The sequence below is a fragment of the Roseococcus sp. SYP-B2431 genome, from assembly GCF_004336745.1.
In the GTDB taxonomy this organism is placed as follows: Bacteria; Pseudomonadota; Alphaproteobacteria; order Acetobacterales; family Acetobacteraceae; genus Roseococcus.
This window is the reverse complement of record NZ_SJXD01000011.1, coordinates 608106-634246: the sequence shown is the minus strand read 5'-3', so window position 1 is coordinate 634246 and position 26141 is coordinate 608106. Positions and strand designations below refer to the sequence as shown.

Here is a 26141-nt window from a genome sequence, read left to right as displayed (position 1 = left end):
GTCAGCCGGCCCGCACTAGCACGTGCTTCTTCCGCCCGGCCGAAAGCTTCGCCGCCCCGTCCTGCAGGTCCTCGGCCGTCACGGCCCGCTGCGCGTCGCTCACGACATCGTCGTTCAGCCGGATGCCGTTCTGCGCCACCAGCCGCCGCGCCTCGCCCTTGCTGGACGCCAGGCCGGCGCTGACCAGCAGGTCGGCCAGCGAGGCGGGCAGGGCCGACGTGATGCTGGGCAGCGTCTCGGCGGCCGCGCCCTGCTCGAAGGCCTGCCGCGCGGTCTCGGCGGCCGAATCGGCGGCGGCGCGCCCATGCAGCAGCGCGGTCGCCGCCGTGGCGAGGATCTTCTTGGCCTCGTTCACCTCGGCCCCCTGCAGCGCGCCCAGGCGGCGGACCTCGTCCATCGGCAGCTCGGTGAAGAGCGCGAGGAACCTGCCGACATCCGCGTCCTCCGCGTTGCGCCAGAACTGCCAGTAGTCGTAGGGCGAGACGCGGTCGGCGTTCAGCCAAACCGCGCCGGCGGCGGTCTTGCCCATCTTCGCGCCCGAGGCCGTGGTGATGAGCGGCGCGGTGATGCCGAAGGCGTCCTTCTGGTCCATGCGGCGCACGAGGTCGGCGCCGAGCACGATGTTGCCCCACTGGTCGCTGCCGCCCATCTGAAGCGTCACGCCATGGCGCCGGCGCAGCTCCACGAAGTCGTAGCTCTGCAGGAGCATGTAGTTGAACTCGATGAAGGTGAGCGGCTGGTCGCGCTCCAGCCGCAGCCGCACGCTGTCCATGGTCAGCATGCGGTTCACGCTGAAGTGGCGGCCCACCTCGCGCAGGAAGGGGATGTAGCGCAGCCCGTCCAGCCATTCGGCATTGTCGAGCATCATGGCCTTGCCGGGGCCCTCGCCGAATTCGAGCAGGTTGGCGAAGGCGCGGCGGATGCCGGCCTTGTTCTCCTCGATGCGCTCCTCGGTGAGGATCATGCGCGTCTCGTCGCGGCCGGAGGGATCGCCGATCTTGGTCGTGCCGCCGCCCATCAGCGCCACCGGCCGATTGCCCGTCCGCGCCATCCAGCGGAGCATCATGATCTGCACGAGATGGCCGACATGCAGGCTGTCGGCCGTCGCGTCGAAGCCGATATACCCCGCCACCGGCCCCGCCCTGAACGCGGCCGTGAGCGCGGCCTCGTCGGTGACCTGGTGGATGAATCCGCGCTCGCGGATGATCTCGAGGAAGTCGGACATGAAGTTCGGACCCGGTTGGCGTTTGGCCGTGCGGCGTAGCACACTCGGTCCATGTTGAGAATCGTGGGGCTGATGAGCGGCACGTCGCTGGACGGTGTGGACGCGGCCTGGGTGGAAACGGACGGGGAGCGCGTGGGCCAGCTGGGCCCCACCGTGACGCTGCCCTACGAGCCAGCGCTGCGGCGCGACCTGCGGCGGCTGCTGGAACTCGCGCCCGGCATCGCGGCAGAGGATCCCTTCCTGCTCGACTGCACCGCGCGGCTGACGGACCGGCATGCGGCGGCCGTCGCGCGCATCGCGCTGGAGGCGGCGCGGGCCGGGCTGCCGGAGGCGGAGCTCGTCGGCTTCCACGGCCAGACGATCCTGCATCGCCCGGTCCGTCCCGGCGATGGCCGCAACGCACGCGGCTATACGTGGCAGATCGGCGATGCGCGGGCGCTGGCGCAGGCGACCGGCCTCTCCGTCGCCTACGACTTCCGGACCGCCGACGTGGCGGCGGGCGGGCAGGGGGCGCCGCTGGTGCCGGTCGCGCATGCCGCGCTCGCGGCCGGGCTGCCCAAGCCGCTCGCGGTGCTGAACCTCGGCGGGGTGGGCAATGTCACCTGGCTGGGGCCGGAGGGAGAGCTGCTGGCCTTCGACACGGGCCCGGCCAACGGTCCGCTGGACGATTGGGCCAAGCGCTCTCTCGGCAAGGACTACGACAAGAACGGCCATCTGGCGCTGGCCGGCCAGGCCGACGGCGCGGTGCTGGGACGGCTGATGGCCCATCCCTATCTGGCGCAGAAGCCGCCGAAATCGCTGGACCGGCTGGATTTCGACCGGGCCCTGCGCGAGGCGGGGGCGCAAAGCCTCTCGCCGCAGGATGGCGCGGCCACGCTGGTCGCCTTCGCCGCGGTCTGCGTGGCGGCGGCGGCCCGGCACTTCCCCGAGCCGCCGCTGCAATGGCTGGTGGCCGGGGGCGGGCGGCGCAATCCGGCCATGATGCGGGCGCTGGCGGCGACCCTCAGCGAGCCGGTGCGGCCCGTGGAGGTCACCGGCTGGAACGGCGACGCGCTGGAGGCGCAATGCTTCGCCGTGCTCGCGGCCCGCACGGCGCGCGGGCTGCCGATCAGCTTTCCGGGCACGACCGGCGCGCCGCGGCCGCTGCTGGGCGGGCAGGTGCTGGGCGGGCTGCTGTAGCCGTCACCGACGAAAGCTCCAGATCGCCGACCGCAGGCCGCATTCAGAGACAAGAACCGGCGATATTCGCCGTCTCCACGCGACGGCGACTTCGCGTATTCTTGTTGAGGAAGATACTGCCCCACGCCTAGTGTGCCCGCGGGAATAATGGGCGGGACGGAGATGGCCAGACGGGTGGGCTTCGGCGGCATCGCGTTGCTGGTTCTTGCGCTGGGGGTCAGCTGCGCCGACCTGCCCGAGTATCGGCCGCCCAGTACCCTTGCCTTCGCGGAGCAGAACTGGACCGAGGATCAGCGCGCCTGGTTCTACCACGCCTCGCAGGGCACCCGTCTCATGCCCCTGGCCTGGTTCCTGGCGCTGGAGCAACCTGGGGTGAGCCTGGTCGGCTCCCCCCGCTTCGCGGCGCCCGAGTACCTGGCCCGCTTCGGCTTCCTGCCCGATCCCGTCTCGACGGCCAATCCGCATGGCCTGCCGGTGGGCTTCGCCCCGGACGACCGCTTCCCCGCCGCCGACGGGACGCCCGAGACGGTCGTGGGCCTGACCTGTGCCGCCTGCCACACCGGCCAGATCGAGCGGGGCGGCCGCGCCCTTCGCATCGACGGCGGGCCGGCCATGACCAATACGGCCGCCTTTCAGCAGGAGCTCGGGCTGGCGCTGCTGCTGACGCAGCAATCCGAGATCCGCTTCGACCGCTTCGCCACGGCCGTGCTCGGGAGGGGGACGACCTCCGAGGCCCGGCAACGCCTGAAGGACCGGCTGGACCGCGCCGTCGCGGCGGGGCGCAGCGAGCTCGACATCGCGCGCACCGATCGGCTCTATCCGGTCGTGGAGGGCTTCGGCCGCCTCGATGCGCTGGGTCGCGGCGGGAACTTCGTCTTCGGAACCGGGCTGAACGACCGGCGCAACTTTGCCCGGGCGGACGGACCGGTGAGCTTCCCGGCGCTCTGGGACGCGTCCTGGTTCGACTGGGTGCAGTACAACGGCGCCATCCGTCAGCCGATGGGCCGCAATGTCGCCGAGGCGATGGGCGTGCGCGCCGGCACCACGCTCACCGGCTCGCGGGAGGAGCTGTATCGCACCACGGTGCGGCTCGACACGATCCACGAGATGGAGCGCCTCCTGGCCGGACCCGCCCCCCGAGGCGGGCTGCGGCCGCCGGCCTGGCCGGAAGACCTGCTCGGCCCCATCGACCGCGCGGCGGCGTCCCGCGGGGCGGCGCTCTACGGAAACCTTTGCGCCGGCTGCCACACGGGGCGCTGGGCGACGGTGGCGGGCGGCCCCGGCGAGGCGGAGCGCCCGGAGCTGCGCCTGAACATGGTCGCGCTCGGGCATGTCGGCACCGATCCGAAGGCCGCCATGAACTTCGTCCAGCGCCGCGCCTATCCGGACCTGGCCTCGCCTGCGCCGGTTTCCGCCGCCGAGGGCCTGCGGCGCGTGACCACCGAGGTCATCCGGACCTGGTACGAGCAGAACGGCATCCCGCCGGAGCGGCGCCGGGAGATGGACGGCTTTCGCGAGAACGAGTGGCGCGCTCTCGCCGCCTATCGCGCCCGCCCCCTGGACGGCGTCTGGGCGACGGCGCCCTACCTGCACAACGGCTCCGTTCCGAGCCTCTACCAGATGCTGCTTCCCGCCGAGCAGCGCGACAGGACCTTCGTCACCGGCAGCCGCCAGTTCGATCCCCGGAATGTGGGCTTCGAGACCGGCCTCTTCCCGGGGGGCTTCCCCTTCGACACCACCATCCCCGGCAATTCCAACCGCGGCCATGAGTTCCGCGACGGTCCGCGCGGCAACGGCGTCATCGGCCCGGCCCTGACCGAGCCCCAGCGGCGCGATCTCGTGGAGTTCCTGAAGACGCTATAGGCCCATGCCCGTCATCACCGATCCGCCGCCGCCCGATGTCGTCGCCGATCTTGCGGTGCTGAGGGCCGCGCTCGACGACCGGATCCCGAAGCGCAAGCCGGACAACCTCCTGATCGCGACCTGGAACCTCCGCGCCTTCGGCAGCCTGACCCGCAAATGGCACAGCGGCCCGGATGACAGCCCCCGGCGCGACCTGCACAGCGCGCTCGCCATCGCCGAGGTGCTCCGGCGCTTCGACGTCATCGCCATCCAGGAAGTGAAGGCCGACCTCAGGGCCCTGCGCGACGTGCTCAAGCTGCTCGGTCCGCAATGGGCCTTCGCCATGACGGACGTCACCTATGGCCAGGCCGGGAACGCCGAGCGTCTGGCCTATCTCTTCGACACGGAGCGCGTGCGGCTGTCCGGCCTGGCCTGCGAGCTGGTGGTGCCCGACGATCTCGACACGCCCTTCTCGAGCGCGGCCAACGCCTTTCAGCGCCAGTTCGTGCGCACGCCCTACGCGGTGAGCTTCCTGGCCGGGACGAAGACCTTCGTGCTGGTCACGCTGCACGTCATCTACGGCGACCAGAGCGCGAAGCGGAAGGACGAGCTCCTCGCCATCGCGCGCTGGCTCCGCGCCTGGGCCGAGCAGGAGGATGATTTCGGCCATAACCTGATCTGCCTGGGCGACTTCAACATCGATCGCGAGGGCGACCCCCTCTACGAGGCCTTCGTCTCGACGGGGCTGACGCCGGCGCCGGACCATAAGGGCCTGCCCCGCACCGTGTTCGGCGGATCCAGGAACACGAATTTCTTCGATCAGGTCGCCTGGTTCGAGACGGTCCGGAAGAAGCCCTATCTCACCCTCGAATACCGCACCGGCGGCAATTTCGACTTCCGTGGCGTGACGATGCCGGAGCTGACGGTCCAGCAGCTCTCCTACCGGATCTCCGACCATTTCCCGCTCTGGGTGGAATTCGGCCGCTGAACCTTCAGATTCCCGAATTGGGCGCGTCGCACATGTAGCGCGACAGGTGATAGGGCCGCGCCGCGAGGCCCGAGCAGAAGCTCGCCACCACCGGCTCCAGCAGGTCGAACAGCGCCTTCTGCTCGGCATTGGCGGCGTCCAGCCGGTCGCGCGCCTCCTCGGCCTCCGCCGCCAGCTTCGCCATGTCCAGCATGGTGTGCTTCCGGTCGCGATAGACGAAGCGGCCGCCGATCATGACGTGGCGCACGGCCGTCGCATCCTCGGCGTGGATCATCTGGTTCAGCGTCGCGTTGTGCGGCATCCAGTGCGGCGTCGCGAGGTCGAGGAAGACGATGTCCGCCTTCATCCCGGGCTCGATCGCGCCGATATCCGTGAAGCCGGCCGCCCGTGCCGAGCCCAGCGTCCCGGCGTGATAGACCTGCTCCGCCGTCGCCCAGGCCCGCGGATCGGGCGTCTGCACATGCGAGGTGAAGGCGGCCAGCCGCATCGCCTCGTACATGTTGGAATTGTCGCCGCTGGTCACGCCATCGGTGCCGAGGCCCACATTCACGCCGAGGTCCAGCGCCCGCTTCAGCCGGAACATCCCGTTGCCCAGCTTCATGTTCGAGGCCGGGTTGTGCGCGATGGAGGCGCCGCGGTCGGCGAGCATCCGCAGGTCGTCATCGTCCAGCCAGACGCCGTGCGCGACGGTGAACTGCGGCCCGACGAGGCCCAGGCTGTCCATGTAGCGCGCCAGCGTCATGCCGTAGCTCTGCAGGCCGACCAGCGCCTGCACCTTGCTCTCGGCGACATGGCTGTGGAGGCCCACCTCGTACTTCCGGGCGAGGTCGCGGCAGCCACAGAGGAACTCCCGCGTGCAGTGATGCGGGATGGTCGGCGCGACGGCGAAGCGGATGTCCTCCGCGTTCCAGCGCCAGTCGCGGAGCGCCTGCTCCATGACGGCCAGCGTCTCCTGCCAGGGGCGGAGCCTGATCTTCTCGGCCTCGCGGCGGAGCTTGTCGGGCAGGGCGTCCAGCAGGCCGGGGATGGCCTCGTAGAGCGAGCGGTCCGCCACCATGGGCGCGACCACCGCGCGCATGCCCACGGTCGCATAGGCATCGGCCACCGCGTCCAGCCCCTCGACGGAGGGCAGCGGGATCTCGGTGCAGAGGTCGTAGGCGGTGGTGCAGCCCTTGGCGACCATCTCGGCCGCGCAGAGCAGCACCGAGAGCCGCTTGTCGGAAAGCGCGCGGCTGCCGCCGACCCACGGCGCGGAGGCCAGCAGCGTCTCCAGGCTCCAGCGGTCGCCCTGGCCCCGGCCGAGGCCGCCATGGCCGTGGGTATGGGCATTGGTGAGGCCCGGATGCAGCAGGAAGCCGGAGGCGTCGACGACGGCGGCGCCCTCCGGCGCGGCCAGATTCTCGCCGACCTCGCGGATCACGCCGTCCTGGATGACGATGTCGGCATGGCCGGCGCGGCGACGGGTGACCTCCGCCAGCCGCCCGCCGCGGAGGATCTGCCAGCCTGGTTCCGCCTTCGCCATGACGTTCTCCGTGCTTTCGAGGGGGCTCCGCCCTTCGCCTTCAGAACTCCGGGACGAGCTCCAGCGCCTCAATGCTCCAGCTGCCCTGGCCGTCGGGCTTCACCTGCAGCGGCAGCGCATTGGGCGTGCGGACATTGGCCGGCAGGCCCGCCTCGTAGCGGAAGGCACGCCAGAGCGCCCCATGCGCGACCACCAGCACGGGGCCGGGCAGGGCGGTGGCGCGGTTGATGGCGCGGACGCAGCGGGCGCGCAGCTGGGCGAAGGTCTCGGCGCCCTCGGGGGTGAACCTGTCGGCGATCCAGTCGTCATACCAGTCGCCCATGGGCTCGCCCTCCTGGACGCCGAAATTCACCTCGCGCAGATCCTCGTCCACCAGGACGGGGAGCTTGAGCACCTCGGCGGCCATGTCCGCCGTATCCTTGGCGCGGCTGAGCGGCGAGGAGACGATCGTCCTGATCGGCACGGGATGCAGCGTCTTTGCCGCCCGCTTCGCCTGCAGGATGCCGACATGGTTCAGCGGGATGTCCACATTGCCCTGGCTCCGCCCCTCGGCGTTCCAGTCGGTCTCGCCGTGACGGAGGTACCAGAAGGGGATGGGGTTGAGGCTCATGCGGAGAACCCTTCGGCTGCCAGCGTGTCTGCGAGGACGGGGAGGGAGAAGAGGCGCTTCCGGTGGGCCAGGAGCGCATCGGGCGGCGCGACGCCGAGGAAGCCGGCGAGCACGGTAACCAGCGCGATATAGCAGTCGGCGGCGGTCACGGCCTCGCCCACGATCCAGTCCCGGTCCTCCAGGCCCCGGTCGAGGAAGGCCAGCATCTCCTCCACCCGGGCGACGGCCGAGGCGCGGATCTCGCTCTCGGCCGAGGCCGGGCCGAAGCGGCCGGGCGCGAAGCCCGGATGGAAGCTCCGCGGCAGGTGCCAGGCGCACCAGGAGAGCCATTCCATCACCCGCCAGCGCGCCATGCGTTCCGTGGGGATGAGGCCGCTCTCCGGCGCCATCTCGCCGATGGCCAGCAGGATGGCCGGCGTCTCGGTCAGGGCCTGGCCGTCGTCCAGCAGCAGGGTCGGGACCTGGCCCTTGGGGTTGAGGGCGAGGTATTCCGGCGTGCGGCCCTCGCCCTGGCGCAGGCTGATCTCCTGCACGTCTCCCGGCAGGCCGGACAGCGCGAAGGCGAGCCTCGCCGCCAGGCTGGAGCTGCGCGTGGAGACGTAGAGGATCACGCGGCGACCGCCAGGCCTTCGTCGGCCATGACCTTCGCCACCGCCGGCCGCGCCAGCATGCGCTTGTAGAAGGCCGCGACATTGGGCGGCAGCGGCAGGTTCATGCGCTCCTTGGCCCAGAAGGTGACGTAGAAGGGCGCGGCGTCGCCGAAGGAGAATTCGCCGGCGACGTAGTCCTTGCCCTCCAGCGCCTTGTCCAGCCAGGCGAGGCCCTTGAGGAACATCTCGCGGCCCTTGTCTTTCACCGCCTCATGGTCGGCCTCCGACGGCGCGTAGTTGGCGGGGCGGAACATGCGGGAGAAGCCCTGCATGTGGATGGTCGCGACGGCATAGTCGGTCGCTTCCAGCGCCCGGGCCTGGCCGTCCGGCGTGGCGGGCATGAGCTTCGCGGCGGGATTCGTCGCCGCGATCCAGAAGGCGATGGCGGGGAACTCGGTGAGGACCGAGCCGTCGTCCTTCTGCAGCGTCGGCACCTTCGACTTCGGGTTGATCGAGGTGAATTCCGGCTTGAACTGCGCCCCCTCGCGCAGGTTCAGCAACTCGGCCTTGTAGGCGGCGCCGCTCTCCTCCAGCAGGACGTGGATGCCGAGGGAGCAGGCGCCGGGGGCGTAGAAGAGCTTCATGGGACTTTTCCTTCTCGTCGGGATTCAGGCTGCTTCGCGGGCGATCACACGTTGCACGGCGGGGCGGGCCTTCATGGCCTCGAGATGCCTGGCCACCTTGGGCGGCAGGGTCATGCCGGCTCGGCCGGCCGCCCAGTTGGCGAGGAAGAAGAGGGCGGCATCGGCCACCGAATAGCCCGAGGCCAGCAGCCAGGGATCGCCGGCGATCCTGCCCTCGACCAGTTCCAGATAGCCTTGCGCCAGAGCCACGCCCTGTGCGACGACGCGCAGCTTGTCGGCCTCGTCCTTCGCGAAGTTCTCCGGGCGGAACTGCCGGGTGAAGCCCTGCGGGTGCACGGTGCCGCAGAGATAGTCGAGCCATTCCAGAGTGCGCGCCTCGCCCTCGAAATCCGGGGGGATCAGCCCGGCCCCGGGGTGGGACTTGGCCAGCCACCAGGCGATGACCGGGAACTCGGTCAGCACGGAGCCGTCGTCGCGCATCAGCGCGGGCACCTTGGCCTTGGGGTTGATCGCCAGGTAGTCCGGCTTGCGGTTGGAGCCGTCGCGGGTGGAGACGCGCTGGGTCTCGAAGGGGAGGCCCAGCTCCTCCAGGATCACATGGATGCCGATCGAGCAGGCACCGGGTCCGTAGAAGAGCTTCATGTGGTCTCCTGGTTCAGCAGAACAGCGACGAGACCGACCTCTCCTCGCTGATGCGCCGCATAGCTTCGGCGAGAAGCGGCGCGATGGGAAGCTGGCGGATATTGGTCGCCTCCTGCACCGCCGAGGTCGCCGCGATGCTGTCGGTGACGATCATGGTCTCGATGGGCGACTTCTCCACGCGCGCCACCGCGCCACCCGAGAAGACGCCGTGCGTCACATAGGCGCTGACCGAGCGCGCCCCGTGGTCCATCAGCGCCTGGGCCGCGTTGCAATGGGTGCCGCCGCTGTCGATGATGTCGTCGATGATGATGCAGTGCCGGCCCGTCACGTCGCCGATGACGTTCATCACCTCGGAGACGCCGGCCTGGGGGCGGCGCTTGTCGATGATGGCGAGGTCGGAGTGGATCTGCTGGGCGATGGTGCGGGCGCGGACCACGCCGCCCACGTCGGGGCTCACCACCATGAGGTCACGGCCGGCGAATCGGGTCTGGATGTCGCGCGAGAAGAGCGGCGCGGCGTAGAGGTTGTCCACGGGAATGTCGAAGAAGCCCTGGATCTGGCCGGCATGCAGGTCCATCGTCAGCACCCGGTCGGCACCGGCCTGGGTGATGAGGTTGGCCACCAGCTTGGCCGAGATCGGCGAGCGCGGGCTGCTCTTCCGGTCCTGCCGGGCATAGCCGAAATAGGGCAGCACCGCCGTGACCCGCCGCGCCGAGGAGCGGCGCAGCGCGTCCAGGGTGATGAGCAGCTCCATCAGGTTGTCGTTGGCCGGGTAGCTGGTGGACTGGATGACGAAGACATCCTCGCCGCGGATGTTCTCGTGGATCTCGACGAAGACCTCCATGTCGGCGAAGCGGCGGACCGAGGCGTTGGTCAGCGGCATCCCCAGCTTGTCGGCGACGGCCTTGGCCAGCGGCAGGTTGCTGTTGCACGCAACGATCTTCATCGGCCCGGATACCCCTGGTTCGGCTGGCGGGCCGTCGATAGCCCCCCGGCACCGATGTGTAAACTTGCGCTCCGGTTCACCCTGGCGTGCTGGCGTTCCGGATGATGGTCTGCACGCCCCCGGCCGCCTGTTCCGCGGCCACATAGGCGACATCGCCCCAGAAGCGGGAGAGCGAGCCGGCCGGAACCTCGTTGAGCTGCACCACGCGGCCAAGCTCGTGCCCGTCGCGGCGCGAGACGATCCATTGGATCTCCACCCGCTGCGTGGCCGGGTTCACCGGCAGGACGGCGACCTCCGCCGTCACGGCGAAAGCCGCGCCCTCGGCCGTGTCCTGCATGACGTAGCCCAGATTGCCCAGGAAGCCCCGCATCCGGGAGGTCAGCGCCGTGTTGCCGTCGCCCGGGGCACCGGTGATGGGGATGAAGCGCACGCGCGGCGGGCCCGCGGAAATCGCGGAGGGGCTGGCCGCGGCGCGGGCCGCCTGCACCGAGAGCAGCATCTGGGTGACGCGGGGGACCGCCTGGGCGGCCACGGCGCCGATCAGCTCCGGCGTCGCCTCGGCCCAGTTCCGGGCCGCCACCGGCGTGGTCTCCACCACGCCCTGCTCTCGCCCGTCGGCATTGCGGATCGCGAAGCGCGGCTGGACCTGGGCGCCGCTGACCGCGGCGGTGATGTCGAGCTTCCAGTCGAGCGGCAGCGGCGTGACCGTGGAAATGGCCGGGACGTCGGCCGCCTGCAGCCCGTCGGCCACGGCCTCCGCCAGCCGGCGGGCGGCGGTGTCGTCCAGCAGCGCCTCGGGCGGCGGCCGGATGGCGAGCCGGACGGCCAGCGGAATGGCGAGCTGCCGCGAGGCGGCGCCCGGATTGCCCCAATGCGGCGTGATGCTGTTCGAGCAGGCGCCGAGGGCGAGCAGCAGCGCGAGGAGAAGGGGGCTAGGCCAGGACACAGGACGCCATCGCCCCCAGGATCAGCAGCAGCAGGAACAGGAACATGTAGTGCATCGGGCGGTCATAGCACGATCGCGGAGATCTGATGCCCCAGGGGGCCGCCGCCGGCCAGGGTGCGGCGGCGATGGCTGAAGAAGCGGGCCTCGTCGGTCAGGGTGTCCAGGCCGATCGCCGTCGCCGCCACGCCGGCCGCCCGCAGCCGCGCCACGCAATAGCCGGCGAGGTCGAACTGGAAGTGCCCCGCGTCCCGGCCCGGCGCGAAGAAGCGCGGATCGCCCACCGCGTCGCGCAGATCGGCGCGGACCTCGTAGCTCGCCTTGGCGATGCAGGGGCCGATGACGGCGTTGACGCGGTGGCGGTCGGCGCCGAGGGCGACCATGGCCTCGACGGTCGCTTCCAGCACGCCGCCGACGGCGCCGCGCCAGCCTGCATGGGCAGCGCCGATCACCCCGGCCTCGGCATCGTGGAACAGGGCAGGGGCGCAGTCGGCGGTGATGACGCCCAGTGCCAGGCCGGGCGCCCTGGTGACCAGGCCGTCGGCCTCGGGCAGCGCGTCCCAGGCGGCCCCTGTCGCCCCCTCGGCCGCGCCGGTCGCCTCGACGACGCGCGGGCCATGGACCTGGCGGAGCGAGCGCAGATCCGCGGGCTCCACGCCCAGGGCGCGGGCCGCCCGGGCGCGGTTCTCGGCCACGTTCGCCGGCGGGTCGTCGCCGCGCAGCCCGCAGTTCAGCTCGGCATAGGCGCCGGTCGAGACGCCGCCGCGGCGGGTGAAGAAGCCGTGCCGCGCGGCGAGCGCGGGGTGGGTGAGGAACTCCGCCATCAGGTCTCGAATCCGGCCGGGGTGGGGAGGCCAGGGTGGGCGAGGACCAGGGCCTTGAACAGCCGCCCCATGCCCTCGGGCGCCACGAGGCGCTGGGCCGCGGCCAGGATCGGCCCGGCGGAGGCGGGCTTCATGCGAGCCAGCATGGCGCTGCGGGCCATCAGCCCCAGCCGCTGGAGGAACAGCCCCATGGGCAGCGGGCCATGGGCGGCCGCGCCCGCCGCCCGGCCGGCCGCGGCGAGGGCGGCGAAATCCACATGAGCCGTGAGATCGGCCTCGCCCGGCTCGGCGAGCGGCTCGGCCCGCTCGTTGCCGCGCAGGGCCTGGAGCGTGTCGCCGAAGCCGCTCTCGGCGGGGCCGTAGTCGAGGGCGAGCAGCGCGCCGCCCTGGGCCGCGATCCGCGATGCCAGCGCGGCGGCGATGGCCTGGGCCGGCTCGCAGATCTCGCGGACGGCACCGTTCGGAGCCTCTTCATCCCAATCAGATGGTTGCTCGATAAAGTTGCCATCCTGCACGAAGCGCTCGCGCCAGCCTTCCGCGCGCTTCACGAATTGCCGGATCGGCAGCGCGTCGAAGAATTCGTTGGCCAGGAGGATGGCCGGCCCCTCGGGAAGGGTGGAGATCTCCCCGTGCCAGGCGGCCACACGCCCACCCAGCCGGCGGCCCTGCTCGGCCTTCAACACCGGCGAGGTCTCGACCAGATGCAGCTCCGCGGCCCTGGCGAAGGCCGGCGCCATCTCGTCCACCGCGCGCAGCGCATCCGCCATCAGCGTGCCGCGCCCGGGGCCCAGCTCCGCCAGCACCACGCGCTCCGGCGCGCCTATCGCCTGCCAGGTGACCGCGGCCCAGAGGCCCAGGCACTCGCCGAAGGCCTGGCTCATCTCAGGTGCCGTCGTGAAGTCCCGGCCGATGCCCTCGCCCCGGGCGTAATAGGCCGAGGCCGCGCGCGCCATGAAGGCGTCGAGCCGCTCCATCAGCCGGTCCGCTTGGAGCGCCAGATCAGATAGCCTCCGACCAGCAGCATCGGCAGCGACAGGAGTTGCCCCATGGTCGCGCCGGCGAAGAGGAAGCCGAGATTGGCGTCCGGCTCGCGGAAGAACTCGCCGAGGATGCGCGCCACGCCGTAGCCCGCCGCCATGGTGCCGAGGAAGAAGCCGGGGCGCGAGCGGTTCGGCTTGTGGAACCAGAGCGCGATCAGCAGGGCGAAGAGCAGGATGCCCTCCATCCCGGCCTGGTAGAGCTGGCTCGGATGGCGCGGGATCTGCAGCCGGTCACCGGGGAAGACCATGGCCCAGGGCACCTCGGCGGCGCGGCCCCAGAGCTCGCCGTTGATGAAGTTCGCGAGGCGCCCGAAGAACAGGCCGATCGGCGCCACGATCGCCACGCGGTCGCCGAAGGCCAGGGTCGGGATCTTCTGGCTGCGCGTGTAGAGCACCGTCGCCACGACCACGCCCAGCAGCCCGCCATGGAAGGACATGCCGCCCTGCCAGACCATCAGGGCCTCGAGCGGATGGAACAGGTAGTGGCCCGGCCGGTAGAAGAGCACATAGCCGAGCCGCCCGCCGAGGATCACGCCCAGCGTGGCCCAGGTCACGAAATCGTCCACCTGCTCGGGCGTCGCCACCTTCGGCTCGGCCACCACCAGCCGGCGCATGAGCCGCCAGCCCAGCACGATCCCCACGATATAGGCGAGGGCGTACCAGCGGATGGCCAGCGGGCCGAGCTGGATCGCGACGGGGTCGATCAGGGGAAACTGCATGGCCCGAAGGCGTAGCCCGGCCCCGCGCGTCAGGGAAGCCGCAGCAGGGCGGCGCAGGCGGCCGGCAGTTGCGGCCGGGGCCCGGGCGGGCGCGGCGTCGGGCGCCGCGCCGCCTCGCTCAGCCACCAGTCGAGGCCATCGCAGCCGTCGCCGGCCGGGATGGGCGGGCCGGGCCGGCATTCGGGCGAGCCGGCCGGGCAGCGCAGCCGCACATGCATATGGCTGTCATGTCCGAACCAGGGGCGGACGCGGTGCAGCCAGGCCTCGCCGCGATGCATCGCGCAGAGGCTGCGCTTGATGCCGTGGTTGACGAAGATGCGTTCCACGCCGGGCGTCTCGGCCGCGAGCCGGATCAGCCGGGCATGCGCCTCGGTGAAGCGGCGCGGATCCACCGCCGACTGGTCGGGCAGGACCAGCGAGGTCTCCGGGATGCTCTCCCGCGCGGGCCGGCTCATCGCCGGCTTGCGGCTGAGGTCGAGCCAGATGTCCGCGTCGATCCCGGCCTGGTGGCTGGCATGGCCGAAGGGCATGGGCCCGCCGCGCGGCTGGCCGAGGTCGCCGATCCAGAGGTCCTGGCCCGAGCGCGCGGCAAAGGTCTGCACGAAGCGGACGAGGTCCGGATGGCCCCAGTTGCGGTTCCGCGAGAGGCGGACGGCCTGGTAGCCGGGCCCCTCCGGCGGCAGCTCCACGGCCCCGGCGATGCAGCCGAGGCCGGTGCCGCCGATGACGCGGGCCGGCCCGGGCGAGGGGCCACGGACCGTGGACCAGGTCTGCGAATGGGCAGGGAGGAGGAGCGCCACCCAGGCGAGGAAGGTCCAGGAAACGAGTTTCCTGGCGGGGTGAGCGAGGGGCGGCGCCCCTCGCTCACCCACGGGCCTTCTCCAGCAGATGGGTGGTGGACCGCCCCGGCAGCAGCTCCAGCAGCTCCGTCCGCCCGCCCCAGGAGGCGACCTCCCTCGCGCCGACCACCTGCTCGATCCGGTAGTCCGCCCCCTTGAAGAGCCGGTCCGGCCGCAGGGCCAGGATCGCCTCCAGCGGGGTGTCCTCCTCGAAGGCGATCACCGCATCCACCGAGGCCAGCGCGGCGATCACGGCCGCGCGGTCCTCCAGCGGGTTCATTGGCCGCGTCGGCCCCTTCAGCCGGCGCACCGAGGCGTCGGCGTTGAGCGCCACCACCAGCCGGTCGCAATGCCCCCGCGCCGCGCGCAGCATCCGCGTGTGGCCGGCATGCAGCACGTCGAAGACGCCATTGGCGAAGCCCACCACCAGCCCCTGGTCCCGCCAGGACTGCACGAGCCGCTGCGCCGCCGGCCAGGTGAGCACCTCGCCGGTGGCGCCCTCCGCCTCGCGCAGGGCGTGATCCAGCTCCGCCGCGGAGCAGGTCGCGGTGCCCAGCTTGCCCACGACCACGCCCGCCGCCGCATTGGCGGTCCGCATGGCGGCCTCCAGGTCCAGCCCCGCCGCGACGGACAGGGCGAGGGTCGCGATCACCGTGTCGCCCGCGCCCGAGACGTCGAAGACCTCGCGCGCCATGGTCGGCAGGGCGACGGCGGGGGCGTCGCGCCGCACCAGCATCATGCCCTTCTCGCTGCGCGTGGCGAGCACCGCCTCCACCGCCACCTCGGCCAGCACGGCCCGCGCCGCCGCCTCGCATTCCGCGTCGGAGCCGACCGGCCTCCCGGTGGCCTCGGCGAGCTCGCGCGCATTGGGCGTCAGGCAGGTCGCGCCGGCATAGCGGGAGAAGTCTCGCCCCTTGGGATCGACCACGACCGCGATGCCGCGCGACCGCGCAGCCGCGATGGCACCGACGATTACCTCCGGCGTCAGCACGCCCTTGCCGTAGTCGGAGAGGATCAGCGCCTCGGCCTCGGCCAGCACCTGGGCCAGGATGGTGGCGATGGCCTCCGCCTCGGCGCCGCTGGCCTGGGCGACCGCCTCGTCGTCCACGCGGACGATCTGCTGCCGGCCGGCGATGACGCGCAGCTTCACCGTGGTGCGGCGCCCGGGCGTCCGCAGCAGCCGCGCCGCGCCGCCGAGCAGGCCGTCCAGCTCCGCGGCCTCGGCATCCTCGCCGACCAGGCCGATCAGCGCCGGCAGCCCGCCCAGCGCCGAGATGTTGCGCGCCACGTTCCCCGCGCCGCCGGCCATGGATTGAGTGCGCCCGAGCCGCACCACCGGCACCGGCGCCTCGGGCGAGAGCCGGTTCGCGTCGCCGTAGAGGAAGCGGTCGAGCATGACGTCGCCGAGACAGACGATCCGGCGGCCGGAGAGGTCGAGCATGGGAGGCTTCTATACCCGGATGGCCGCCGGCCGAAGAGCCGTCAGTTCAGCGCCAGCCTGAGCCGCTCGGCCGCCGCCTGGAGCGGACCCGAATCGGCCGGCGCCGCGGGCCGGTTCGCGGTCGGATAGGCCACGGCCAGGGCGGCGAGCATGTCCAGCATCGCCTCGTGCACGGGGGCCAGATGGGCCGCCCGCAGCTCCGGCGCGGCGCGCGCGGCGCGGTCGGCGGCGGCGCGGTAGAGGCCGTAGCCGTCGAGATAGGGCTCGAGCTGGTCCGGCTCGCGCAGGGCGGCCTCGTATTGCAGCGCGGCCCGGTCGGCCATGTCGGCGATGACCGCGGCCTGGACCTTGGGCGTTGCGCCGATTCCGGGGGCCTGCGCCTCGGCGGCGTGCAGCGCGGCCCGCACGGCGGCCACCGCCTGCTCGACCTCGGCCAGGGGCGCGCGGTCGAGGGCGAGGGCGGAGGCGCGCTCCATCGCCTCGCGGAAATCCGCGACGCCGAGGCGCGCCAGCACCTCCTCCAGCTCGGCATAGACCTCGGCGATGGGGTGGGCGAACATCTCGCCGGCGGCCTGGGTCTCGCCGAGACGGTAGATGTCCTGCCCGGCGGCATAATGCGCGGCGATGACGTCCATGGCCACGAGGAACTCGACCGGGTCGGTCTCGGCCAGCGCGGGGTCGATGCCGCCCTCGCCGCCGGCCTCGCCGCCTTCGCCGCCCTGGGCGGCCGGCGCGGCGGGGATGGCCGGCGCCGGCTGCGCGGCGGCGGTGCCGCCCACCAGCGTGAAGGCGCCGAGCCCGAGCCACATCTTGGTGGAAACCCGTCGGCCGATCATCGGCACCCTCCTCGCAGCGACACCGGCAGCCTAGCATGGAGGCATGATTCTCTGCCTCGCCCAAATCCTGGACACCGAGCGGCGCGCGCGCATCGACGCGCTGCTCGCGGCGGCGGAGTTCGTGGATGGCGCGCAGACCGCCGGATGGCATGCGAGGCTGGTGAAGGCGAACCGGCAGGCCTCGCCCGGGCATCCCGCGGCGCGGGAGGCGGCGGCGCTGGTCTCCGCCGCGCTGCGCGATCACGCCGTCTTCCGCTCGGCGGTGCTGCCGCGCCGGATCGCGCCGCCGCTTTTCGCGCGCTACGGCGGCGGCGAATCCTACGGGACGCATGTGGACGACGCGCTGATGGGAGGCGACGCGCTGCGCAGCCCCCTCCGCAGCGACGTGGCGGTGACGGTCTTCCTCGCAGATCCTGAGAGCTATGCCGGCGGCGAGCTGGTGATCGAGGATCCGGCGGGCGAGCAGGCCTTCCGGCTCGGCGCGGGCGACGCCATCGCCTATCCCGCGACGAGCCTGCACCGCGTGGCCTGCGTGACCTCCGGCGAGCGGCGCGTGGCGGTGACCTGGGTGCAGAGCCTGGTCCGCGACGCCGCGCAGCGGGAGATCCTCTTCGACCTGGACACGGCGCGCCGCCAGGTCTTCGACCGCGAGGGCAAGAGCGGAACCTTCGATTTGCTGGCCAAGAGCCACGCCAACCTGCTGCGGAGATGGGCCGAGCCCTGAGACGCTGCGCTTGGCGCCTGATGCGTTCGCCTTCGCTCACGCATCACGCTCCAGTCTTCTGTTTTGTCGAGGGATTCAGGCCTGCGGCGCCTTCGCGCCTCCGGTCATCCCGCTCCAGCGGCGAAGGTAGAGGTAGTCGGCCGGCAGCCCGAGCCGGAGGCAGGACTGCACGGCCGGGCTGGAGGGCAGCATGAGCCGGTCGGCGAGGCGCGCGACGGCGCGGACGACCGGCCATTCCCAGCCGCGCAATCCCTGACGGGCCTCCAGGCCGAGCCTTTCGCGCACCCATCCCGGCACGAGCTCCACCCCTGCCCGCACCAGCATGCGCTGCATGGGTCGCGCCGCGGCGGGCAGGGCGGGCGCGCGCCGCATGATGTCGAGGAACTCGTGCACGATCGGCGAGGGCTCCAGCCGGCCGCGCATCTGCTCGAAGAGCGCCTCCAGCTCCGCCTGGCTGGCCGGCGCCTCCAGGGCGCCGTAGAGGCGCGCGGCCGGCGCGCCCTCGGCATAGAGCCGGTCCAGCTCGGCCGGGCTCAACGGGCGCACGAAGCGATGCCAGGCCTCGACGAAGCCGAAGCCCGCCGTTGCCTGCACCCAGCTCAGCAGCTTCACGTCGTTGGCGCGGTAGGCCTCGCCGGCCGGCGTGTGCCCCGCCACCTTGTCGTGCATCCGGACCACGCCCCCGATCATGGATTCCGCGAGGCCGCGCGGGCCAAAGACCGTCACCATGGCGGCCAGGCCGGTGCGCTGGAGGCGCGGCACCGGATCGGTGCGGAAGGAGGAATGCTCCCAGACGCCGGTGCGCACGCCGGGCTCGGCCAGCTCCAGGATCACGGCCGTCACGCCGCCGATGAAGAGTGCCACGGGATTCTTGAAGACCTGCCAGGAGACGGAGTCCGGCGGTACCAGGGCGGCCTCGCCGCGCGGCTGGGAAAAGTCGATCGCGGGACGGCCGGGCGGCTGGACCATCGCCCGGGCGGCGGCGTCCAGCCGATGGCCGAAGGGCAGGGCGGTGGCGAGCATGCGTCCTCCGGGTCAGGCCAGGCGGCGCGCCAGCTCGGCCGCATCGGCCGGGGCACGCACCTTGGCGTCGTTGTCGAAGAAGACGAAGACGTCGCGGCCGGACTTGCGCACGCGTGCTGGCCTGCCGGCGCGCGTGCCGTCCGGCGAGTCCCGGCCCTCGGACCAGGCGCGCACCCGCTTCGCCCAGGCGTCCAGCGCCGCCGCGTCGTAGCCGCTGGTATAGAGCTGCTCCGAGCCGTGCAGCCGGACGTAGACGAAGTCGGCGGTGACATCCATCAGCAGCGGCCACTCCACCGTGTCCGCGCAGACCAGAGCCACCTGATGCTTCCGCAGCAGCTCGACGAACTCCGGCGTGCAGAAGCTTTCGTGCCGGATCTCGATCCCATGGCGCAGCCGGCGATGGCCCTCCGTCGCGAGCCAGCTCCGGCCGTCGAGCCGCGCGTCGTGGCGCCCGGCCAGCGCGGCCGCTTCCTCCGTGTCCTTGGGCAGCAGGGCGAGGAAGGCCCCGAAGCGCTCCGGGTCGAACTTCATCCGCGGCGGGAACTGCCAGAGGAAGGGGCCGAGCTTCGGCCCGAGCCGCAGCACGCCCGAGGCCAGGAAGTTGGCGAGCGGGATCTCGATGTCGCGCAGCCGGAGCATATGGGTGATGTAGCGCGAGCCCTTCACGGCGAAGAGGAAGCCCTCGGGCGTCTCCTCGCGCCAGCGGCCGAAGGCTTTGGGCCTCTGCAGCCCGTAGAAGGTCCCGTTGATCTCGATGGTCCGGAACTTCCCGGCCGCATAGGCGAGTTCCCGCTTCTGCGCGAGGCGCTCGGGATAGAAGACGCCGCGCCAGCCGCCATAGGTCCAGCCCGAGATGCCGATGCGGATGTCGCCCTGGGCCATGGGGGAGCAACGGGGCGGCGAGCGTCCCGTTGCATGGCGCGTCATCGCGCGCGGGCCAACACCTTCCGCGCGCGGTCCACCACCGGCAGGTCGATCATCGCGCCCTCGAAGGCCACCGCGCCCAGCCCCTGGGCCAGCGCCTCCTCGAAGGCCGCGACGAGCCTGCGCGCGCGGTCCACCTCGGCGGGCGAGGGGCCGTATTCCTCGTTGATGATGGGCACGTGGAGCGGATGGATGCAGGCCGTGCAGCCGAAGCCCAGCCCGCGCGAGCGCCGCAGCGAGGCGCGGTAGCCGTCCAGGTCCGAGAAATCGGCGAAGGCGCCGACCGAGCCCATGGGCAGGATGCCCGCGCCGCGCGCCGCGGCCACGACCATCATCCCGAAAACATACATGCTGTCCCCGCCGGGCACCGCCTCCATCTCGGTGCAGAGATCCTCGCTGCCGACCCCGAGGGCGGCCATGCGCGGATCGGCATGGGCGATGGCGTGCAGCTGCGGCAGGGCCTGGGGCGTCTCGACCACGCCGATGAAGCGGGTGTGGCCGCGCGGCAGGTCCAGCAGCGCCTCGCGCGACGCGACCACCTCGCTCAGCAGCTTCACATGCTCGGCGCCCATGAGCTTGGGCAGCATGAGGACCGAGACCTCCGGCATCACGGCGGCCGCGATGTCCAGGACGGACATCTCCATGGGCCGGTTAATGCGCACGCAGACCTGCGCGCCGGCCTGGCTCACCGTCTTCGCGGCGGCGGGCAGGGCGTCGCGCGCGGCCTGCTTCTCGCCGGGCGGGATGCTGTCTTCGAGGTCGAGGATGATGACGTCCGCGCCGCGGGTATGCGCCTTGGCGACGAAGCGCTCGGCGGTGGCGGGGACGAAGAGCAGGGAACGCCAGTTGGGCGTGGACATCGGCTTCACTCCGGTGATGGCGACGGCGGGCTGGGGCATGGCCGCGTCTTGCCGGCCATCCTAGCTTTCGATCCCGCGGGCGGAAGGGTTGGAGGCCGGACCATGCGATGGAGATCGGCGGGAATGCTGCTGCTGGGCCTGATGCTTCCCGGGCCGGGGGAGGTCTGGGCGCAGGGGAAGGAGAGCCCCGCCGCGAAGGCGCCGGCCGGAGCGCCGGCGCCGGGCCGCCCGCGCTCCTGCGCCGCGCCGCTGCGCGCCGGCTGCGAAGCGATGCACGGCTCCTGTCAGCTCGCCTGCCCGCCGATGTGGAGCACGAATCCCGGCGCGCCGGCCTTCACGCCCACGAACCGCGCCGCCTGCCTGCAACGCTGCCTCATGAGCCGGTCGAGCTGCCTGCGGACCTATGGCTGCTGGTGATCAGGACGCGCCTTCGAAGGCGGCGCCGGTCTCCAGCATCGCGGCGATCCGCGCCTCGTCGTAGCCCATCTGCGCCAGGATCTCGCGCGTGTTCCGGCCGAGCTGCGGCGCGGGCAGGGTCTCCTCGCGCATCCCGCCGCTGAAGGTGTTGGCGACGCGGGTGCGGCGGATGCGGCCCTCGGTCGGATGCTCGTCGAAATGCCAGAAGCCGACCTCGTTCAGGTGGGGGTCGTCCATCAGGTCGTCGATGGTGTTGTAGGGGCCGGCAGGGACATCGGCCTTCGCGAAGATCTCCAGCCAGTCGGCGGTGGTCCGCGTGGCCAGCGCCTCGACCTGTATGGTGAAGTAGTCGGCCGCATTCTCCGTGCGGGTGAGCGCGGTGCGGAAGCGCGGGTCGTCCTTCAGCTCCGGCCGGCCGATCGCGTCGAAGAAGGCGAAGGCCTGCTTGTTGTTGTTCGGCCGCACGGTGATGTGGCCGTCCAGCGTCGGCAGCGGGCGGTAGTCGGGCGAGAGGAGGCGCATGTCGCCGGTGGGGCCCTCGGGCGGATCGAAGGTGGAGGCGCCCAGATGCTCGCTCATGACGAAGCTCGCCATGTTCTCGAACATCGGCACCTCGATGGCCTCGCCGACACCGGTCTTCTCGCGGCGGTAGAGGGCGAAGCCCACGCTCTGCGCGGCGATGAGGCCGGTGGTGTGGTCGGTCATCACCATGGGCACGAAGCGCGGCTCGCCGGTCGCGCGCTCGAAGGTGCCGGCCACGCCCGAGAGCGACTGGATGATCGGGTCATAGGCCGGGCGGTTGTAGTAGGGCCCGCCGCGGCCGAAGGCGACGATGCCGCAATGGATCAGCCGCGGATTGATCTTGGACAGCGAGGCGAAGTCGAGCCCCGCCCGCTCCAGCCCCTGGGGACGGACATTGGTGACGAAGACATCGGCCTTTGCGATCAGCGCCTTCATGGCCGCGAGCCCCTCGGGCTGCTTGATGTCGAGGCCGATGCTGCGCTTGTTGCGGTTGAAGTTGATGAACTTGCCGCTCATCGCCGGCGTGCGGCTCCCGGCGGCCAGGTAGCGCAGGATGTCGCCGCCCGGCGCCTCGACCTTGATGACCTCGGCGCCCTGGTCGGCCAGGGTGCGGGTGCAGATGGGGCCGACGACGACGGTGGTGAGGTCCACCACCTTCACGCCGGCAAGCGGGCCGCTCATGCGAATTCCAGCTCCATCTGCGCGCAGAGCTTTTGGCCCGCGTCGGCGACCCAGGCGGTCATCTTTCCATCCTGCACGGCTGAGCCGTTCAGGGTGATGGTGTCGCCCACATAGATCGGCCGCGTCAGCCGAGCGTCGAAACCCGTGAGGCGATGTCCGGGCGCATTCTTCACCGCGGCGTCGAGGAGGAGCTGCATGGTCAGCCCGCCATTCTCCACCGTGGCGGGATAGCCCTCCTCGGCGCGGGCGTAGTCGGCGTCGTAATGGATGCGGTGGGCGTTCCAGGTCACGGCCGAGTAGCGGAAGATCAACGTGGGCGGGAGGTGCTTTTCTTCCGACCATGCCGCATCGGTCGGCGCTGGCGTGCCTGGGTTCACCGGGGATTTCGTGCCGGCGGGAACGGCCTCGCGATAAACCGCGTCGAACTCGTCGACCGCGATCACCTGGCCCTCCACCTCGAAGGTGTTGCGCAAGGTGAGCACGCAGAGGATGCCGGTGCGCGCCTGCTTGGGCTCGATGGCCGCCACCTCGGATTTCTTCACCAGCGCGTCGCCGACGCGAAGCTCGCCCGGGATGCGGACGCGACGGCCGGCGCCCATGCGGCGGGGCAGGGGAATGGGCGGCAGGATCACGCCCTTGTTGGGATGGCCGTCGGGGCCGAGGTCGGACTGCCGCGCGCTCTCGCAGCAGAACATGCCGAACCAGTGCGGCGGCAGCACGGCGCCGCGGGGAAAGCTGTCGGGATCCAGGTCCAGCATGGCCGCGATCCGCCGCAGCATGCTGGGCGACACGTCGTCCTGGGTGACGCGCACATGGCCCAGCCACTCGCGCTGCACCGGCTTGATCGCCTCGAAGAAGTCCATGGTCAGTCGGCCACCAGGTTGAGGCGTCGGATGAGGGGCCCCCAGCGGCCGGCATCGGCGCGAGTGACGCGGTAGAAGTCCTCGGGCGTGTTGCGGGGCGCGGCATCGGCGCCGACGCGGGCATAGCCCGCCTGCACGCGCGGATCCTCCAGCGCCTCGTTCAGCGCCGCCGAGATGCGCGCGACGGCCTCCGGCGGCGTGCCGGTGCGCGCGGTGATCCCGAAATACGCCAGCCCCGTGAAGCCCGGGATGCTCTCGGCGACCGTGGGCACGCCAGGCCAGGCGTCGCGCCGCTCGGCGCTGGTGATGGCGAGCGGGCGGACGCTGGCCACGTTGCGCACCGTCTCGGCCTCGGGCAACCCCATGCAGCGGGCGTGGATGCGGCCGGAGAGCAGGTCCGTCATGGCCTGGGTGCTCTGCCGATAGGGGACATGCACCATGTCGAGCCCGAGATGCGCGCCGATATCCTCCATCAGGAGGTGCGTGCTGGCGCCGACGCCGGCCGAGGCGAAGTTGAACTTTCCGGGGTTGGCGCGGATCCAGCCCACGAGCTCGGAGAAATTCTCGGCCGGGATGGAGCGGTGCACGACGACCGCATGCGCCGTGGAGCAGAACTGGCCGACGGGCAGAAAGTCCTTTTCCCAGTCGTAGGGGAGGTTGCGGTAGAGCAGGGCGTTGAGCCCGCTATTCGTGCCCATGGTCGCGATCATCAGCGTGTAGCCGTCCGCCGGCGCGCGCACGACCGCCTCGGCCGCGGTGTTGCCGGCGCCGCCGGGGCGGTTGTCCACCAGCACGGGCTGGCCGAGCCGCTGCTGCAGCGCGTCGGCCGTGACGCGCGAGACGATGTCGGTCTGGCCGCCGCCGCCATAGGGGACGATCAGCCGGATTCCGCGTTCCGGATAGGCGGCGCGCGCGGGGCCCGGCGCGGCCAGGGCCAGGGCGCCGCCCAGGGCCATGCGGCGTGAGGCGCGGAAGTCGCGATGGCTCATCGGATGTTTCCTCGGGATTGTCTTTGGAGAGCAATCTGTGCCGGAAATCGGCATCGGTCAAAGTGCCGCGGGCGGCTGTTCAAGCCGGCGCGGAACCCGCAGGCTGGGCGGCAAGAATCCTTGGGAGGTTATGATGGCCCGCCTGCCTTATCTCGATCCGAAAGACCTCGCCGAGGCGGATCGCCCGCTGCTCAAGCGCATGATCACGCTGCACCGCTGCCTGGTGAACAGCCCCGGCGCGGCGCGCGCCTTCAGCGGGCTCGGGCAGTATATCCGCTACGGCATGAAGCTCGATGCGCGGCTGCGCGAGCTCGCGATCCTGCAGGTGGGCTGGCTGGCGCGCTCCCCCTATGAATGGTCGCACCATGTGAAGATCGGCTACGATTTCGGCGTCACCGACGAGGACATCGCGGCGCTGATCGCCGAGACGGAGGGCCGGCCGAACGGGCTGGAGCCGCTGGCGAAGCTCGTGCTGAAGGGCGCGCGCGAGGTCTATGCGGGCGGCATGTCGCCGGAGACCTTCGCCGAATTGCAGAAGCATTTCGACAACGAGGCGATGGTGGACCTGACGGTCACGGCGGCCTTCTACTGCGCGGTGGTGCGCACGCTGGCGAGCCTCGCCATCGATGTGGAGCCCGAGTACCAGAAGTACCTGGAGAAGTACCCCTTCCCAGGCTGAGCGAGGCCCCGGGATTCCGGCCTACGCCGCCCGCCGCTATGCTGCCTCCATGGACCAGACCAGCCTCGCCGAGGCCGACCAGCACCATCTCGCGGGCCGCACGCGCGAGGCCATCCTGGCCTATGAGGCCATCCTCGCCACGGAGCCGGAGAGCTTCGACGCTTGGTACGGGCTGGGCCATGCCGCGGCCTCGCGCCTGGAATACGGGCAAGCCGTCCCGGCCTGGCGGCGCGCCCTGCGGCTGCGGCCGGAGCAGGCGCGGTTGCGCGTCAACCTCGCCAAGGCGCTCTTCGCCATCGGCCATGTCTCGGAGGCCGTGCGCGAATACGCCCGGGCGTGGCGGGAGGGCGACGCGACCACCCGCGCCGCGGCGCTGCGCAGCCTCGCCGTGATCGTGCCCGGCGACCCGGAGCTTGGCAATGCCGCGATCCTGGAGATCCGGCGCCACTGGGCGGAGGCCGAGGCGGCCGGCGTCACGCCGCTCGCGCCGGCGCATCGGCCCGGCGCGAAGCTGCGCCTCGCCTATTACGGCGCCTTCTTCCACGAGCGGAACTGGATGAAGATGTACATGGGCGTGCTCAACGCACATGACCGCGACCGTTTCGAGCTCCACCTCATCGCCGACGGCCCGCCGCCCTGTGCCGAGGCCGGCTATCGCGACCATCCCGACGACCGCATATGGGAGGTCGGGGGCCTGCCCAATGCCGAGCTGGCGCGGCTCCTCGCCGAGGCCGGGATCGACGTGCTCGTGGACCTCAACGGCTATAGCCATCAGGCGCGGCTGTCGCTCCTGCTGCACCGCGCGGCGCCGGTGCAGGTCGCCTGGAACGGCATGTACGGCACGACCGGCCTGCCCCATCTCGACGCCCTGGTCGGCGATCGCTGGAGCATCCCGCCCGAGGAGGAGGCGTTCTGCAGCGAGCCCATCCGCCGCGTCGCCCAGACCTATCTGCCCTTCGACGTCTTCTACCCGACCCCGCCGGTCGCCCCGCCGCCCTGCCTGGAGGCCGGCCACATCACCTTCGGCAGCCTGAACTCGGCCTACAAGCTGACGGATCCAACGATCGCGGCCTGGTCGGCCGTGCTGCGGGCCGTACCCGATGCACGGCTGCTGCTGCGCAACCGCGCGCTCGACCAGGCCTCGAACCGGGCGGACCTGCTGTCGCGCCTTGCCGCCCGGGGCGTATCGGACGACCGCATCGCGCTCGAAGGCAGCGGCACGCATGACGACTTCCTGCGGACCTATGCCCGCCTCGACGTCGCCCTCGACAGCTTTCCCTATAATGGCGGCACCACCACGGCCGAGGCGCTGTGGCAGGGCGTTCCGGTGCTGACCACGATCGGCGACCGCTGGGCCGGGCGCACGAGCCGCTCGATCCTCATGGCGGCCGGGCTGGGCGAGTATGTCGCGGCGGATGGGGCGGGCTTCGTCGAGCTGGCGGCGCGCCTGGCGCGGGAGCCGGAAGGTCTCGCCCAGCGCCGTGCCGGTCAGCGCGCCGCGCTCGCCGCCAGCCCGGCCTGCGACCCGGTGGCGCTGTGCCGCGAGCTGGAGGCCATCTACCTCGACGCGGCCGCCCTCAGCCGGGCGTGATCCGGGCCTCGCGCACCACCGTGCCTCTGCGCTGCATC

At 71.7% G+C, this 26141-nt stretch carries 27 protein-coding genes; 7 read left to right on the top strand and 20 right to left on the bottom strand.

What is annotated here, in order from left to right:
• Nucleotide 1: 1 nt before the first annotated feature.
• Nucleotides 2-1225, bottom strand: coding sequence for a tyrosine--tRNA ligase (tyrS, locus tag EJV46_RS04320; protein WP_131547352.1), 1224 nt, complete (start codon nucleotides 1223-1225; stop codon nucleotides 2-4).
• Nucleotides 1226-1279: 54 nt separating this feature from the next.
• Between tyrS and EJV46_RS04315 the strand changes: the two genes are divergently transcribed.
• From EJV46_RS04315 to EJV46_RS04305, 3 genes are all read left to right on the top strand, one after another.
• Entirely contained in the window at nucleotides 1280-2404 is a 1125-nt protein-coding gene (locus EJV46_RS04315; protein ID WP_131548025.1) for an anhydro-N-acetylmuramic acid kinase, read from the top strand.
• A gap of 162 nt (nucleotides 2405-2566) precedes the next feature.
• A complete protein-coding gene (locus EJV46_RS04310) occupies nucleotides 2567-4267 on the top strand; it encodes a di-heme-cytochrome C peroxidase (RefSeq protein WP_131547351.1) in 1701 nt (566 codons plus the stop codon).
• A gap of 4 nt (nucleotides 4268-4271) precedes the next feature.
• Nucleotides 4272-5234 carry an endonuclease/exonuclease/phosphatase family protein gene (locus EJV46_RS04305; RefSeq protein ID WP_131547350.1) on the top strand — a complete coding sequence of 321 codons (963 nt, stop codon included), beginning with the start codon at nucleotides 4272-4274 and terminating at the stop codon, nucleotides 5232-5234.
• A 4-nt stretch (nucleotides 5235-5238) separates the two neighbouring features.
• Here the strand turns inward: EJV46_RS04305 and EJV46_RS04300 are convergent, their stop codons facing one another.
• From EJV46_RS04300 to EJV46_RS04240, 13 genes are all read right to left on the bottom strand, one after another.
• Complete coding sequence (locus EJV46_RS04300; protein ID WP_131547349.1) at nucleotides 5239-6756, bottom strand: amidohydrolase family protein; 1518 nt, start codon at nucleotides 6754-6756, stop codon at nucleotides 5239-5241.
• A gap of 40 nt (nucleotides 6757-6796) precedes the next feature.
• A complete protein-coding gene (locus tag EJV46_RS04295; protein WP_131547348.1) occupies nucleotides 6797-7366 on the bottom strand; it encodes a histidine phosphatase family protein in 570 nt (189 codons plus the stop codon).
• Nucleotides 7363-7977: a glutathione S-transferase family protein gene (locus EJV46_RS04290; RefSeq protein WP_131547347.1), complete on the bottom strand. Its 615-nt coding sequence runs from the start codon at nucleotides 7975-7977 to the stop codon at nucleotides 7363-7365. Before EJV46_RS04290 ends, EJV46_RS04295 begins: the two co-directional genes overlap by 4 nt.
• Nucleotides 7974-8600, bottom strand: a complete 627-nt coding sequence (locus tag EJV46_RS04285) for a glutathione S-transferase family protein (RefSeq protein ID WP_131547346.1) — start codon at nucleotides 8598-8600, stop codon at nucleotides 7974-7976. Before EJV46_RS04285 ends, EJV46_RS04290 begins: the two co-directional genes overlap by 4 nt.
• Before the next feature lie 24 nt (nucleotides 8601-8624).
• Complete coding sequence (locus EJV46_RS04280) at nucleotides 8625-9242, bottom strand: glutathione S-transferase family protein (protein WP_131547345.1); 618 nt, start codon at nucleotides 9240-9242, stop codon at nucleotides 8625-8627.
• Nucleotides 9243-9255: 13 nt separating this feature from the next.
• The gene (locus EJV46_RS04275) at nucleotides 9256-10188 is read right to left on the bottom strand and encodes a ribose-phosphate pyrophosphokinase (protein ID WP_131547344.1); all 933 of its coding nucleotides are present in this window, start codon (nucleotides 10186-10188) and stop codon (nucleotides 9256-9258) included.
• Between the two features lie 76 nt (nucleotides 10189-10264).
• Nucleotides 10265-11134, bottom strand: coding sequence for a hypothetical protein (locus EJV46_RS04270; protein ID WP_131547343.1), 870 nt, complete (start codon nucleotides 11132-11134; stop codon nucleotides 10265-10267).
• Nucleotides 11135-11196: 62 nt separating this feature from the next.
• Entirely contained in the window at nucleotides 11197-11955 is a 759-nt protein-coding gene (pgeF, locus tag EJV46_RS04265) for a peptidoglycan editing factor PgeF (protein WP_131547342.1), read from the bottom strand.
• The gene (locus EJV46_RS04260; protein ID WP_131547341.1) at nucleotides 11955-12929 is read right to left on the bottom strand and encodes a class I SAM-dependent methyltransferase; all 975 of its coding nucleotides are present in this window, start codon (nucleotides 12927-12929) and stop codon (nucleotides 11955-11957) included. The genes pgeF and EJV46_RS04260 overlap by 1 nt, the downstream gene beginning before the upstream one ends.
• Nucleotides 12929-13714: a prolipoprotein diacylglyceryl transferase gene (lgt, locus tag EJV46_RS04255; protein ID WP_131547340.1), complete on the bottom strand. Its 786-nt coding sequence runs from the start codon at nucleotides 13712-13714 to the stop codon at nucleotides 12929-12931. The genes EJV46_RS04260 and lgt overlap by 1 nt, the downstream gene beginning before the upstream one ends.
• Nucleotides 13715-13743: 29 nt before the next feature.
• Complete coding sequence (gene mepA, locus EJV46_RS04250; RefSeq protein ID WP_240782394.1) at nucleotides 13744-14586, bottom strand: penicillin-insensitive murein endopeptidase; 843 nt, start codon at nucleotides 14584-14586, stop codon at nucleotides 13744-13746.
• Entirely contained in the window at nucleotides 14579-15994 is a 1416-nt protein-coding gene (rfaE1, locus tag EJV46_RS04245; protein ID WP_131547338.1) for a D-glycero-beta-D-manno-heptose-7-phosphate kinase, read from the bottom strand. Before rfaE1 ends, mepA begins: the two co-directional genes overlap by 8 nt.
• 41 nt (nucleotides 15995-16035) lie before the next feature.
• Nucleotides 16036-16830 (bottom strand): hypothetical protein, encoded by a 795-nt coding sequence (locus EJV46_RS04240; protein WP_131547337.1) that lies wholly within the window; start codon nucleotides 16828-16830, stop codon nucleotides 16036-16038.
• Between the two features lie 43 nt (nucleotides 16831-16873).
• On the opposite strand from EJV46_RS04240, the gene EJV46_RS04235 reads away from it, so the two are divergent.
• A complete protein-coding gene (locus tag EJV46_RS04235; RefSeq protein ID WP_131547336.1) occupies nucleotides 16874-17554 on the top strand; it encodes a Fe2+-dependent dioxygenase in 681 nt (226 codons plus the stop codon).
• Nucleotides 17555-17629: 75 nt separating this feature from the next.
• Here EJV46_RS04235 and EJV46_RS04230 read toward each other — a convergent pair whose 3' ends face one another.
• Genes EJV46_RS04230 through EJV46_RS04220 form a run of 3 tightly spaced genes read right to left on the bottom strand, consistent with a single transcriptional unit; the run spans nucleotide 17630 to nucleotide 20400 of the window.
• Nucleotides 17630-18577: an oxygenase MpaB family protein gene (locus tag EJV46_RS04230; protein WP_131547335.1), complete on the bottom strand. Its 948-nt coding sequence runs from the start codon at nucleotides 18575-18577 to the stop codon at nucleotides 17630-17632.
• Nucleotides 18578-18589: 12 nt separating this feature from the next.
• Complete coding sequence (locus EJV46_RS04225; protein WP_131547334.1) at nucleotides 18590-19459, bottom strand: DUF72 domain-containing protein; 870 nt, start codon at nucleotides 19457-19459, stop codon at nucleotides 18590-18592.
• 41 nt (nucleotides 19460-19500) lie between these two features.
• On the bottom strand, nucleotides 19501-20400 hold the full coding sequence (locus tag EJV46_RS04220) for a CoA ester lyase (RefSeq protein WP_240782393.1): 900 nt from the start codon (nucleotides 20398-20400) through the stop codon (nucleotides 19501-19503).
• 84 nt (nucleotides 20401-20484) lie between these two features.
• Between EJV46_RS04220 and EJV46_RS04215 the strand changes: the two genes are divergently transcribed.
• Nucleotides 20485-20778 (top strand): hypothetical protein, encoded by a 294-nt coding sequence (locus tag EJV46_RS04215; protein ID WP_131547333.1) that lies wholly within the window; start codon nucleotides 20485-20487, stop codon nucleotides 20776-20778.
• On the opposite strand, the gene EJV46_RS04210 is transcribed toward EJV46_RS04215, so the two are convergent.
• From EJV46_RS04210 to EJV46_RS04200, 3 genes are read right to left on the bottom strand one after another with little or no spacing between them, the layout of a single operon-like run.
• A complete protein-coding gene (locus EJV46_RS04210) occupies nucleotides 20779-21981 on the bottom strand; it encodes a CaiB/BaiF CoA-transferase family protein (RefSeq protein WP_131547332.1) in 1203 nt (400 codons plus the stop codon).
• Entirely contained in the window at nucleotides 21978-22844 is an 867-nt protein-coding gene (locus EJV46_RS04205) for a MaoC family dehydratase N-terminal domain-containing protein (RefSeq protein ID WP_131547331.1), read from the bottom strand. The genes EJV46_RS04210 and EJV46_RS04205 overlap by 4 nt, the downstream gene beginning before the upstream one ends.
• A 2-nt stretch (nucleotides 22845-22846) precedes the next feature.
• Nucleotides 22847-23833, bottom strand: a complete 987-nt coding sequence (locus tag EJV46_RS04200; RefSeq protein ID WP_165585334.1) for a tripartite tricarboxylate transporter substrate binding protein — start codon at nucleotides 23831-23833, stop codon at nucleotides 22847-22849.
• Between the two features lie 133 nt (nucleotides 23834-23966).
• Between EJV46_RS04200 and EJV46_RS04195 the strand changes: the two genes are divergently transcribed.
• Nucleotides 23967-24512: a carboxymuconolactone decarboxylase family protein gene (locus EJV46_RS04195; RefSeq protein ID WP_131547329.1), complete on the top strand. Its 546-nt coding sequence runs from the start codon at nucleotides 23967-23969 to the stop codon at nucleotides 24510-24512.
• A gap of 49 nt (nucleotides 24513-24561) precedes the next feature.
• Complete coding sequence (locus EJV46_RS04190) at nucleotides 24562-26103, top strand: tetratricopeptide repeat protein (RefSeq protein ID WP_165585333.1); 1542 nt, start codon at nucleotides 24562-24564, stop codon at nucleotides 26101-26103.
• The last annotated feature ends 38 nt before the right edge of the window (nucleotides 26104-26141 follow it).